Raw genomic sequence first — 12,564 nt, forward strand, 5'->3', positions numbered from 1 at the left:
ACTGTTTGAATGCCGCTCAATGTGACCCAGGGGATGTGGGCCCGTCAATGCTTCCCAGAAAAGAAACTCATGATTAGAGTGTCGTTCAAACAGGAGGTGTTCCAGACGTGCGACTGACCCCCACGGAGCGCGACCGGCTGCTGCTTTTCGGCGCCGCCGAGCTGGCCCGGGCCCGCCGGGCCCGCGGCCTGAGGCTCAATGTCCCCGAAGCCACCGCGCTGATCGCCGACACGGTCTGCGAGGCAGCCCGGGACGGCCGGCGGCTGGCGGAGGCGATCGAGGCGGCGCGCGAGGTGCTCGGCCCGGGCGATGTGCTGCCCGGGGTGGCGGACGTCGTGACCGAGGTGCATGTGGAGGCGGTCTTCGACGACGGCTCGCGGCTCGCGGTTGTCTCCGACCCGATCGGCGGCGGCTCCCTGGGCAGTGCCGCGCCGGGTGCGGTCGTGCCGGGGCCCGCGGACGTCGAGCCGGAGCCGGTAGTGCGCCTCACGGTGCGCAACACCGCGACCGTGCCGGTCAGCGTCACCTCCCACTTCCACTTCTTCGAGGCGAACCCGCGCCTCGACTTCGACCGGGCGTCGGCATACGGCATGCGGCTGTGCGTGCCCGCGGGGTCCTCGGTCCGCTTCGGTGCGGGCGAGCAGTTGGAGGTCGGGCTGCTTCCGATCGGCGGCGCACGCGTGGCCATCGGGTTCGCCGGCCTGGTGGACGGCCCGCTGGACGCGCCGGGCGCCAGGGCGCAGGCGCTGCGCCGGGCGGCGGCGTGCGGCTATCTGGGCGCGACACCGCCCGGCGCCGCAGCCGATACCCAGGCGCCCCTCGCCTCGCAGGACATCCCGGAGGAGGACCAGTGACCGGCATCGATCCCCACGAGTACGCGTCCGTGCACGGCCCGCGCGCCGGCGACCGTGTGGTCCTCGGCGACTCCGGACTCGTCGTACGTGTCGAGGACGACTCCCAGAAGCCCGGCGACGAGTTCCTCGCCGGCTTCGGCAAGACCGCCCGCGACGGACTGCACCTCAAGGCCGCCGCCGTCCGCGAGACCTGTGACGTCGTGATCAGCAATGTCCTGGTGATCGACGCGGTCCAGGGCATCCGCAAGGTCTCCATCGGCATCCGCGAGGGGCGCATCTGCTCGGTCGGACGCGCCGGGAACCCCGACACCCTCGACGGGGTGGACGTCGTGGTCGGCACGGGGACCTCCATCGTCTCCGGCGAGGGCATGATCGCCACCGCCGGAGCCGTCGACACCCATGTCCATCTGCTCTCGCCGCGGATCATGGAGGCGTCGCTGGCCTCCGGCGTCACCACCGTCATCGGCCAGGAGTTCGGCCCGGTGTGGGGCGTCGGCGTCAACTCGCCCTGGGCGCTGAAGCACGCCTTCAACGCCTTCGACGCCTGGCCCGTCAACATCGGCTTCCTCGCCCGCGGTTCGTCCTCCGACCCGGCCCCGCTCGTCGAGGCGCTCGCCGAGGGCGGCGCGTCCGGGTTCAAGGTCCACGAGGACATGGGCGCGCACACCCGCGCGCTCGACACCGCGCTGCGGGTCGCCGAGGAGCACGACGTCCAGGTCGCCCTGCACAGCGACGGGCTGAACGAGTGCCTGTCGGTGGAGGACACCCTCCGCGTCCTCGACGGCCGCACCATCCACGCCTTCCACATCGAGGGCTGCGGCGGCGGCCACGTCCCGAACGTCCTCAAGATGGCGGGTGTGCCGAACGTGATCGGCTCCTCCACCAACCCGACCCTGCCCTTCGGCCGGGACGCGGTCGCCGAGCACTACGGGATGATCGTCTCCGTCCACGACCTGAAGACCGACCTGCCCGGCGACGCCGCGATGGCCCGGGACCGCATCCGGGCCGGGACGATGGGCGCGGAGGACGTCCTGCACGACCTCGGCGCCATCGGCATCACGTCCTCCGACGCCCAGGGCATGGGCCGCGCGGGCGAGACGGTGCGCCGGACGTTCGCGATGGCCGGAAAGATGAAGGCCGAGCTCGGCCCGATGGCGGGCGACGGCGCGCACGACGACAACGCCCGCGTCCTGCGCTACGTCGCCAAGCTGACCATCAACCCCGCCATCGCCCACGGCCTCGCGCACGAGATCGGCTCCATCGAGGTCGGCAAACTCGCCGACATCGTGCTGTGGCGTCCGCAGTTCTTCGGCGCGAAGCCGCAGCTCGTCCTGAAGTCGGGCTTCCCCGCGTACGGAGTGACGGGCGACCCGAACGCGGCGACGGACACCTGTGAACCGCTGGTCCTCGGGCCGCAGTTCGGGGCGCACGGTGCGACGCCGGCGGACATCTCCGTCGCCTTTGTGGCACGTGCGGCGACCGAACTGGGCGCGGACCACATGCCCACCCGCCGCCGCAGGGTCGCGGTCCGCGGCACCCGCGGCATCGGCCCCGCCGACCTCCGGCTCAATTCCCGCATCGGCGACGTGGGGGTGGACGGCCGCACCGGCCTGGTGACCCTCGACGGCGACCCGATCCGTTCCGAACCCGCCGACGCGATCTCCCTCAACCGCCTCTACTTCCTCTAGGACGTCACCCATGTTCCGCATGCCACCCGAATGGGCCGCCCACGAGCGCACCTGGATGGCCTGGCCCGGCCCCAACCCCACCTTCGCCGACGACGAGGAACTCGCCGAGGCCCGCAGCGCCTGGGCGTCCGTGGCCCATGCCGTACGCCGCTTCGAACCGGTGACCATGGTGGTGGGCACCGGGCAGTCGGCGTCCGCGCGCGAATTGCTCGGGCCCGGTGTCGAGCTGGTCGAACGCGACCTGGACGACGCCTGGATGCGGGACATCGGTCCCACCTTCACCACGGACGGCTCCCGACTGGCGGCCGTGGACTGGGTGTTCAACGGCTGGGGCGCCGCCGACTGGGCGCGCTGGGACCACGACAAGAAGATCGCCCGCCATGTCGCCGACATCGCGGGCGTCGAGGTCCACTCCTCTCCGCTGGTCAACGAGGGCGGTGCGATCCACGTCGACGGCGAGGGCACCGTTCTGCTCACCGACACGGTTCAGCTCGGCCCGGAGCGCAACCCCGGCTGGACGCGCCCGCAGGTCGAGGCCGAGATCCACGCCCGGCTCGGCACGACCAAGGCCATCTGGCTGCCGCGCGGCCTCAGCGGCGACTACGGCATGTACGGCACCCGCGGCCATGTCGACATCGTCGCGGCCTTCGCCGGGCCCGGCGTCGTCGTCGCCCACACCCAGCCCGACCCCGCGCACCCGGACCACGAGCTGTGCCAGGCGAACGTGGCGCTGCTGCGCTCGCAGACCGATGCGAAGGGCCGCCGTATCGAGGTGGTGGAGGTCCCCGCCCCGACCGTGCTCCAGGAGGACGGTGAGTGGGTCGACTACTCGTACATCAACCACTACGTGTGCAACGGCGGTGTCGTCCTGTGCGCCTTCGACGATCCCCGCGACGAGCTGGCGGCAGGTATCTTCCGGCGGCTGTACCCGGGCCGCACGGTCACGCTGGTGGACGCGCGCGCCATCTTCGCGGGCGGTGGAGGCATCCACTGCATCACCCAGCAGCAGCCGAAGGTCTTCAGGGCGCCCACGGCGAGCGCCGACGATCAGGTAGAACATACGCGTGAATGAGTCGCACACCGCTGCAGGTGCCCTCGGGGCCTCCGGGGCCGCCGTATGACCCCCGCCGCCCGGCGGCGGAACATCGCGCCGCCCCGTGAGTCCGTCCTCGCCGCCGCCATGGCCACCATCGCCGAGCGCGGTCTCGACGGGCTGACCATGGCGGGGCTCGGCCGGGAGGTCGGCATGAGCAGCGGCCATCTCCTCTACTACTTCCGCACCAAGGACGAACTCCTGCTGCGGACCCTGGAGTGGAGCGAGGGCCGGCTGGGGGCCGAGCGCAGCGCACTGCTGTCCCGGCAGGCGCCCACCGCCGAGCGGCTCGAGGCGTATGTCGATCTCTATGTGCCCGACGGGCCGCGCGATCCGCACTGGACGCTGTGGCTGGAGGTCTGGAACCGCTCGCAGAACGCCGACGACGAGGCCCGCGCCCGCCAGGCCGCCATCGAGGGGGCCTGGCACCGGGATCTCGTCGCGCTGCTGGCGGAGGGGATCTCGCGCGGCGAGTTCCGTCCCGTCGACCCCGACCGCTTCGCCGCCCGCCTCCGTGCGCTCCTCGACGGCTTCAGCGTCCACGTCGCCGTCGGCATCCCCGGCACCGGACGCGAACACGTCCTGACCCATGTCAGGGAGTTCCTCCGCGACGCGCTGCTGCGGGAAAGCGCCTGATCACCGGCTGTGCGGGCCGGGTGCGGGTCCCGGGGCGGGACGGACTGCCCGCATACTGAGACCGCCGTCCACGGGACGGCAGCGATGTGGCAGACTGCCAGCGTGCTTTCGTTCGCCATGATTATCGGCAGCAGGCGCGCCGGTCCGCAGTGATCGCCTCATATCACCATGTATGACGCGGCCACCGTGCCCCAGACCCGCGCGCAGACCTCTCGCACCCGCGAGGGGTTTTTTCGTTTTACGGCCTCACCCGGCCGGAAGCGAGCCGCACGCGGAGACGGGGGCAAGTGGAGCCAGTATTTCCGGAGCCACTCATCCGACAGGAGTCAGGACAGCCATGACCACACAGGCCACGGACACGGATACCGACGACGCCTTCCATGTCTTCGACACGACCCTGCGCGACGGCGCGCAGCGTGAGGGCATCAACCTCACCGTCGCGGACAAGCTGACGATCGCCCGGCACCTGGACGAGTTCGGCGTGGGCTTCATCGAGGGCGGCTGGCCGGGTGCCAACCCGCGCGACACCGAGTTCTTCGCCCGCGCGCAGCAGGAGATCACCTTCCGGCACGCGCAGCTGGTCGCGTTCGGTGCCACGCGCCGCCCGGGAGCGAAGGCGGCGGACGACCCGCAGGTGCGGGCGCTGCTGGAGTCGGGCGCGCCGGTGATCTGTCTGGTGGCCAAGTCGCACGACCGGCATGTGGAACTGGCCCTGCGCACCACCCTGGACGAGAACCTCGAGATGGTTCGCGACAGCGTCGCCTTCCTGCGCGAGCAGGGCCGGCGGGTGTTCGTGGACTGCGAGCACTTCTTCGACGGCTACCGCGCCAACCCCGCCTACGCGAAGTCCGTCGTGCGCACGGCGTCCGAGGCGGGCGCCGATGTGGTGGTCCTGTGCGACACGAACGGCGGCATGCTGCCCGCCCAGATCCAGGCCGTCGTCTCCACCGTCATCGCCGACACCGGCGCCCGGCTCGGTATCCACGCCCAGGACGACACCGGCTGCGCCGTGGCGAACACTCTCGCGGCCGTCGACGCGGGCGCGACCCACGTCCAGTGCACCGCCAACGGTTACGGCGAGCGGGTCGGCAACGCCAACCTGTTCCCGGTCGTCGCCGCGCTGGAACTGAAGTACGGCAAGAGCGTGCTGCCCGAGGGTGCGCTGGCGGAGATGACGCGCATCTCGCACGCCATCGCGGAGGTCGTCAACCTCACGCCGTCCACGCATCAGCCGTACGTGGGAGTGTCTGCGTTCGCGCACAAGGCCGGTCTGCACGCCTCCGCGATCAAGGTCGATCCGGATCTCTACCAGCACATCGCCCCGGAGCAGGTCGGCAACACCATGCGGATGCTCGTCTCCGACATGGCCGGACGCGCGTCCATCGAGCTGAAGGGCAAAGAGCTCGGTGTCGAGCTCGGCGGAGACCGCGCGCTGATCGGCCGGGTCGTGGAGCGGGTCAAGGAACGCGAACTCGCCGGCTACACCTACGAGGCCGCCGACGCCTCGTTCGAACTGCTGCTGCGCGCCGAGGCCGAGGGCCGACCGCGCCGCTACTTCCGTACCGAGTCCTGGCGGGCCATCGTCGAGGACCGCCCCGACGGCACCCACGCCAACGAGGCCACCGTGAAACTGTGGGCCAAGGGCGAGCGGATCGTCGCCACCGCCGAGGGCAACGGCCCCGTCAACGCCCTGGACCGCGCGATGAGAGTCGGTCTGGAGCGGTTCTACCCGCAGCTCGCCAAGATGGAGCTGGTCGACTACAAGGTCCGCATCCTCGAAGGCCGCCACGGCACCGAGTCCATCACCCGCGTACTGATCACCACGGGTGACGGAGGCGGCGAATGGTCCACCGTCGGCGTCGCCGAGAATGTCATCGCCGCCTCCTGGCAGGCCCTGGAGGATGCCTACACCTACGGTCTGCTGCGCGCCGGCGTCGAGCCTGCCGAGTAGCACCGCGGGCGGGGGTGCCCCCGGCGCATCAGGGCTGGAGCCGCCACTTCTGGTTGGCGGCTCCGGTGCACGACCAGATCTGTGCCCGGGCGCCGTTCGCCGACGAGTTGTCCGAGACGTCGAGACACTTGTCGGCCGCCGCGTTCACCAGATCACCGGTGGACGCCTCGTACCGCCACTGTTGCGCCCCCGACCCGTTGCAGCCGTACAGCTGGATCTTCGCGCCGTTCGCCGTCGACGCACCCGTCACGTCCAGGCACTTGCCCAGTGCCTGGACCGACCCGTCGGCCCTGACCGTCCAGCGCTGGGCGGTGGAGCCGTTGCAGTCCCACAGCTGGACGGCCGTGCCGTCGGCCGTCGAGCCGCCCGCCACGTCGAGGCACTTGCCGGCCAGACCGACCAGGGCGCCCGACGCGTCCGAACCGCCGCTCTGCGTGCCCGGCCAGGTGAAGGTCGCGGACGTCTTGCCCGGCAGTGAGTAACGGACGTTCTGGCCACCCCAGTTGATCCGCATCTCACGCGCCGACGACGAGTCGTTGTAGGCGATCAGAGCCTTGGAGCCGTCGGGATTGCGCCATGCCACGTTCGGCACGTCACCGCTCGCCGTCGAGGCGATCCGGTGGGCGCCCGGCTTCACGAACTTCGTCAGATGCCCCATCGTGTAGTACTCGATGGTGTAGTCGACCTGCCCGTGCCGGCCGTCACCGTTGTGCACGGTGATCAGGCCGTCGCAGGTCCCGCAGCCGCCGTTGTGGGGTCCGCGGTTCTGGTCGACCGCCAGGGACCACTTGGTCACCGACTTCGCCCAGTTACGGGTGTAGTCGATGATGTTCATCATGTCCTCGCGCTGCTGATTGCCGATCCAGGTGCCGCCCGAGTGCTCGGTCTGGAAGGCGTCCAGCTGCGGATACTGGTTGTGCACGTCCGTCTGCTCGGAGACGTTTCCGCCGTAGCCGTGCCACGCCACGCCACCGAAGTTGGGGTGGCTGCGCACCGCCGCGTCGTTCACCGTCTGCGCCGCGTAGGCGTCGTAGGTGTCCCAGTTCCAGTCGTGGGCGAGCACCTTGGTCGGCAGGCCGGCGCCCTGGAGCCTGGGCAGCAGCTCGCTCTTGGTGAAGAAGGCGAGCCCGGACCCGTTCCAGCTCATCGACGGGTAACCGGCGCAGCAGGTCGGCTCGTTCTGTGCGGTGACGTAGTCGACGGGGACGCCCTGATCGCGCCAGGCCTGGAGGTACTTCACGAAGTAGTTGGCGTAGGTGCCGTAGTTCTCGGCCTTCAGCCAGCCGCCGTTGAGCTGGCCGTTGTCCTTCATCCACGCGGGCGCCGTCCACGGTGACGCCACCAGGGTGAGGCCCGGATTGAGCTGCCGCGCCTGCTTGGTCAGCGGCAGCACGTCGGCGAGGTCGTGGGCGATGGAGAACCGCGACAGCGAAGGGTCGGTCTGCCCGGCCGGCAGGTCGTTGTAGGTGTAGCCGAAGCGGGCCAGGTCGGAGCCGCCCATCGGGTTGCGGACGAAGGAGAGCCCGATCCCCTCGGTGGGTGAGAAGAGCTTCCGCATCGTCGCGTCGCGCGTGGCCTGGGAGAGCGCGCCGCTGCCCTTCATCAGCCATGCGGCCGTGTCGGTGAAGGAGGCGCCGCCGCCGCTGAACGTCTGGAAGCGGGTGTTCTCGTCGACGGTGATGTTGGTGCCGCTGCCGCCGTTGCCCGCCTGGAAGTTGACGGGTGTCTGCTGCTGGAGTCCGCGGGTGACGGTGCGGCCGCCGGCGTCGCTGGTCGTGGTGAGCCAGACGTTCACCTGCTCGCCCGCGGCCTGCGCCGTACCGGCGGTCAGACCGGTCAGACCGGTCAGACCGGCGGCCGCGAGGGTGGCCGCGAGCAGGATTCTGATCGTTCGCTTCGGTCGTCTTGCCATGGGCTGGAGCCCTTCTCGGCAGAGGTGTGGGGGTCGAGGCGTGAGTGAACTGCCGATGCGAACGTCCGTCAAGAGATTGCGCATTCACACTCTGAACGAACAACCCTCCCTGCACCGGCTGAAGTTGGGGTTTCGGCGATTCCGGTGTGAAGTCTTGACGGCGCGACGGGACGCTAGTTGACTCGCCGCGCACCACCGGTACCGGTTCCGGCACCGGTTCCGGACCTCGTCGCGGAGGCGTCCCCATGCCCGTCACCATCGCCGATGTCGCACGTCAGGCGGGTGTCAGCAAGACGACCGTGTCCCGGGTGCTCAACACCAGGGGCGAGGTCGACGCCGGTACCGCCGCCCGCGTTCGTGAAGTGATCGCGACCCTCGGCTATGTGCCCAGCAGCGGAGCCGTCGGACTGGCCCGCGGCAGCAGCCGTACGGTCGCCATGCTGACGCCCCCGCTCACCTGGCCGTGGATGGGCGAAGTCCTCCAAGGGGTCGTCGACACCGTCGAGGCCGCGGGCTACGGACTGCTGCTCTTCACCTGCAACCGCGGACGGGAGTCCGTGGAGCACTTCGCCGGCCAGGTCTCCGCCCGCGCCTTCGACGGACTCCTCGTCGTCGAGCCCGAGGACACCCTCGACACGATCACCGCGATGCACCGCAAGGGCCTTCCCGTCGTCCTCATCGACGACCGCGGCCACCACCCGGAGTTCCCGTCCGTCGCGACCACCAACCGGGAGGGCGGGGCGTCGGCCGCCCGCCATCTGCTCGCCGACGGCCGCTCCCGCCCGCTGATCGTGACCGGCCGCCCCGACTTCGGCTGCGTACGCGAGCGGCTGGAGGGCTTTCTGGACGTGCTGCCGACCGACCGCGTCGTCGGCGGTGACTTCACCGAGGTCTCCGGGCGGCTGGCGACGGAACGCTTCCTCGCCACCGGCAGGGCCTTCGACTCCGTCTTCGCGCACAACGACCTCAGCGCGGTCGGCGTGCTGCGGGCCCTGCGCGCCGCGGGACGAAGCGTCCCCGACGACATTGCGGTCGTCGGCTTCGACGACATCCCCATGGCCCAGCACACCGAACCACCGCTGACCACCGTCCGCCAGCCGATGCGCCGGATGGGGGAGCGGGCGGCCGGGATGCTGCTCGCCCACCTGGCCGGCACTCCCGCCCCGGTCGAACCCGTCGTGCTGCCCACCGAACTGATCGTGCGCGCCTCCGCACCCGCCTGACCCGCGCCCGCTCCCTGACGTTGCCTTCGCACCACCGCTCCGGCCCGTCGACCTTCCCTTCGCACCACCCCTCCCGCTCGTCGACCTTCCTGCCGTGCCACCCCGTCCGCACCGAAGGAGCCGCAATGCCCCCCACCCGTACCCGCTTCAGAACCAGAGCCGGCACGGCCGCGCTCGCCGCGACCGCCGTTCTGACCACCCTGCTCACCGGTGCCGGCGCCGGAGTCAGCGCGGCGGCCGACGATCCGGCGCCGTTCACCGTCGACCGCTTCGAGGGCGAGGTCCCGTTCGCCAACCCGCCCGCCGAGGGCATCTTCACGTGGGGGAGTGACGCCGACGACCAGCCCCGGCTGGAGCTGAAGGAGCGCGCGGACGCCCCCGAGGGCGCCAAGGTCCTCGAAGGCTCCTACGACATCAGCGGCTGGGGCGGCCTCACCCACGACTTCGCCTTCGACAAGCCCGCGCAGAACTGGACCCCGTACAAGGGCATCCGCTTCTGGTGGTACGGGCAGAACACCGCACCGCTGCCGCCCGGTTCGGGCAAGAGGATCAACTTCGAGCTCAAGGACGGCGGCGCCAACGGCGAGGCCTCCGAGCTGTGGACCACCTCCTTCACCGACGACTGGGAGGGCTGGCACCTCGTCGAGATCCCCTTCGCGGACTTCGTCTACCGCGCCGACTACCAGCCCGTCGGCGGCATCGACCAGGTCCTCGGACTGAACGAGATGTGGGGCTACGCGCTCACCCTGCCCACCGGCGCCCCCGGCAGGTTCGCCATGGACGGTGTCGAGCTGTACGGAAAGGCCGACCCCGCGCTGAAGGCGAGCGTCATCACCGACGCGGCCGTCCACCCGGTCGACGAGGGCGGCACCGCCAAGGTGAAGATCTCCGTCGCCACCACCGGCTCGGGCCCCACCGAGGAGCCCGTCACCGTCGCGTACAGCACCGAGGGCGGGACCGCCGAGGCCGGCAAGGACTACACCCCGGTCTCCGGCACGGTCACCTTCCCGGCCGGCTCCGTCTCGGGCACGTCCACGTCGGTCGCCGTCACCACGCGCAAGGACCGCTCGGCCGAGCCGGCCGAGACGATTCCGCTGAAGCTCACCGTCACCGGCGCGAAGGCGCCCGCCGAGACCCCGCAGATCGTCGTGGACGCCCACGGTCTGCCGTATCTCGACAAGAAGCTCCCGGTGAAGAAGCGCGTCGCCGACCTGCTCTCCCGGATGACGCTCGCGGAGAAGGCCGGGCAGATGACCCAGGCCGAACGCAACGCCCTGAAGTCTCAGGGCGACATCGCCGCCTACGACCTCGGCTCGCTGCTCTCCGGCGGTGGTTCGGTGCCGACGCCGAACACCCCCGCGGCCTGGGCGAAGATGGTCGACACCTACCAACTGCGTGCGCAGGCAACGCGGTTCCAGATCCCGTTGATCTACGGCGTGGACGCCGTGCACGGCCACAACAACGTCATCGGGTCGACGATCATGCCGCACAACATCGGCATCGGGGCCACCCGTGACCCGGCCGTCGCGGCGAGGACCGGCGCCGTGACGGCGAAGGAGGTCCGCGCCACCGGTATCCCGTGGGACTTCGCACCCTGCCTCTGCGTGACCCGCGACGAGCGCTGGGGCCGCTCCTACGAGGCCTTCGGTGAGGACCCCGCCCTGGTCACCGCCATGGAGACGGTGATCACGGGTATGCAGGGTGCCCCGTCCGGCAAGGATCTCGCCCGCAACGACAAGGTGCTGACCAGCGCCAAGCACTACGTCGGCGACGGCGGTACGGAGTACGGCTCGTCCTCCACCGGCTCGTACACGATCGACCAGGGCATCACCAAGGTCACCCGGCAGGAACTGGAGGCCGTCCATCTCGCGCCGTTCGCCGAGGCCGTCGAGCGCGGCGCGGGCACGGTCATGCCGTCGTACTCGTCACTGGACGTCCTGGGCGACGACCAGGGCCCGGTGAAGATGCACGCCAACGCCGAGATGATCAACGGCGTGCTCAAGGACAGGATGGGCTTCAAGGGCTTCGTCATCAGTGACTGGCAGGCCATCGACCAGATCCCCGGCGACTACGCGAGCGATGTGCGCACCTCCGTCAACGCCGGGCTCGACATGATCATGGTGCCGACGGCCTACGCGGACTTCCACCGGACCCTCCGGGACGAGGTGACGGCGGGCCGGATCCCCGAGGCGCGGATCGACGACGCCGTCGCGCGGATCCTGACCCAGAAGTTCGCCCTGGGCCTGTTCGAGAAGCCGTACGCGGACACCACCCACCTCGGCAGCATCGGCTCGGCCGCCCACCGCGCGGTCGCCCGTGAGGCCGTCGCCAAGTCCCAGGTCCTGCTGAAGAACGACGGCGCGGTCCTGCCGCTCAAGCCGTCGCAGAAGGTGTACGTCGCCGGGTCCAACGCCGACGACGTCGGCAACCAGGCCGGCGGCTGGACCATCAGCTGGCAGGGCTCGTCCGGGAAGATCACGCCCGGTACGACGGTCCTCGAGGGCATGAAGAAGGCCGCCCCCGAGACGGTGACCTGGTCCAAGGACGCGTCCGCTCCCCTGGAGGGCCACGACGTCGGTGTGGTCGTCGTCGGCGAGACCCCCTACGCCGAGGGTGCCGGCGACGTCGGCAACGGTCACGACCTGGAGCTGAGCGCGGCCGACCGGGCCGCCGTCGACAAGGTCTGCGCCGCGATGACGTGCGCCGTCCTGATCGTCTCCGGCCGCCCGCAGCTGATCGGGGACCGACTCGGTGACATCGACGCACTCGTGGCGTCCTGGCTGCCGGGCACCGAGGGCGACGGTGTCGCCGACGTCCTCTACGGCAAGAAGGCCTTCACCGGCCGGCTGCCCGTCACCTGGCCCAGGTCGGCCGGACAGCTGCCGATCAACGTCGGGGACACCTCGTACGACCCGCAGTACCCCTACGGCTGGGGGCTCACCACCCTGAAGAAGCCGCCGGCCGGCGGGGAACTCACCCTCAAGGCCATGGCGCTGGCGGCGAAGCTGCTGGAGGTGACCGGCCGGGGCGACTCCCCGGAGGCGCGTGAGCTGGTCTCCCAGGCCCGGCTGCTCGTCCAGCAGAAGATCGGGCAGCGGATCACGGCCGCGTCGGCGAAGCCGTTCGCGGACGCGGACCATCTGCTGCTGTCGGGCAGACCGGCCGCGGCCGTGGCCAAGCTGACGGCCGCGTTCAGGGCGGCCTGAA

General features: G+C 70.6%; 8 protein-coding genes. 7 read left to right on the forward strand and 1 reads right to left on the reverse strand.

Going from position 1 to position 12,564, the window contains the following annotated elements; all coding sequences use genetic code 11:
• Positions 1-107: 107 nt before the first annotated feature.
• The 5 genes from ureA to cimA all read left to right on the forward strand — a co-directional run bounded on the left by ureA (position 108) and on the right by cimA (position 6,222).
• A complete protein-coding gene (ureA, locus tag OHA05_RS25805; protein ID WP_313943902.1) occupies positions 108-854 on the forward strand; it encodes an urease subunit gamma in 747 nt (248 codons plus the stop codon).
• Between the two features lie 5 nt (positions 855-859).
• On the forward strand, positions 860-2,542 hold the full coding sequence (locus OHA05_RS25810) for an urease subunit alpha (protein WP_313948855.1): 1,683 nt from the start codon (positions 860-862) through the stop codon (positions 2,540-2,542).
• Positions 2,543-2,552: 10 nt separating this feature from the next.
• Entirely contained in the window at positions 2,553-3,614 is a 1,062-nt protein-coding gene (locus OHA05_RS25815; RefSeq protein ID WP_313943901.1) for an agmatine deiminase family protein, read from the forward strand.
• Between the two features lie 45 nt (positions 3,615-3,659).
• A complete protein-coding gene (locus tag OHA05_RS25820; RefSeq protein ID WP_313943900.1) occupies positions 3,660-4,271 on the forward strand; it encodes a TetR/AcrR family transcriptional regulator in 612 nt (203 codons plus the stop codon).
• 337 nt (positions 4,272-4,608) lie between these two features.
• Positions 4,609-6,222, forward strand: coding sequence for a citramalate synthase (cimA, locus tag OHA05_RS25825; protein ID WP_328861836.1), 1,614 nt, complete (start codon positions 4,609-4,611; stop codon positions 6,220-6,222).
• A 28-nt stretch (positions 6,223-6,250) separates the two neighbouring features.
• Here the strand turns inward: cimA and OHA05_RS25830 are convergent, their stop codons facing one another.
• Complete coding sequence (locus OHA05_RS25830) at positions 6,251-8,134, reverse strand: RICIN domain-containing protein (protein WP_328861837.1); 1,884 nt, start codon at positions 8,132-8,134, stop codon at positions 6,251-6,253.
• 245 nt (positions 8,135-8,379) lie between these two features.
• Here OHA05_RS25830 and OHA05_RS25835 point away from each other — a divergent pair, with 245 nt between their 5' ends.
• Both OHA05_RS25835 and OHA05_RS25840 read left to right on the forward strand, forming a co-directional pair.
• Complete coding sequence (locus tag OHA05_RS25835) at positions 8,380-9,357, forward strand: LacI family DNA-binding transcriptional regulator (RefSeq protein WP_328861838.1); 978 nt, start codon at positions 8,380-8,382, stop codon at positions 9,355-9,357.
• A 125-nt stretch (positions 9,358-9,482) separates the two neighbouring features.
• On the forward strand, positions 9,483-12,563 hold the full coding sequence (locus OHA05_RS25840; protein ID WP_328861839.1) for a glycoside hydrolase family 3 protein: 3,081 nt from the start codon (positions 9,483-9,485) through the stop codon (positions 12,561-12,563).
• The last annotated feature ends 1 nt before the right edge of the window (position 12,564 follow it).

The organism is Streptomyces sp. NBC_00306, assembly GCF_036169555.1.
Taxonomy (GTDB): domain Bacteria; phylum Actinomycetota; class Actinomycetes; order Streptomycetales; family Streptomycetaceae; genus Streptomyces; species Streptomyces achmelvichensis.

Excerpts from the sequence above, each read along its gene's own strand:
- OHA05_RS25815 (WP_313943901.1), top strand. The coding sequence starts at position 2,553 with ATGTTCCGCATGCCACCCGAATGGGCCGCCCACGAGCGCACCTGGATG.
- OHA05_RS25830 (WP_328861837.1), bottom strand. The coding sequence starts at position 8,134 with ATGGCAAGACGACCGAAGCGAACGATCAGAATCCTGCTCGCGGCCACC.
- cimA (WP_328861836.1), top strand. The coding sequence starts at position 4,609 with ATGACCACACAGGCCACGGACACGGATACCGACGACGCCTTCCATGTC.
- OHA05_RS25840 (WP_328861839.1), top strand. The coding sequence starts at position 9,483 with ATGCCCCCCACCCGTACCCGCTTCAGAACCAGAGCCGGCACGGCCGCG.
- OHA05_RS25835 (WP_328861838.1), top strand. The coding sequence starts at position 8,380 with ATGCCCGTCACCATCGCCGATGTCGCACGTCAGGCGGGTGTCAGCAAG.
- OHA05_RS25820 (WP_313943900.1), top strand. The coding sequence starts at position 3,660 with ATGACCCCCGCCGCCCGGCGGCGGAACATCGCGCCGCCCCGTGAGTCC.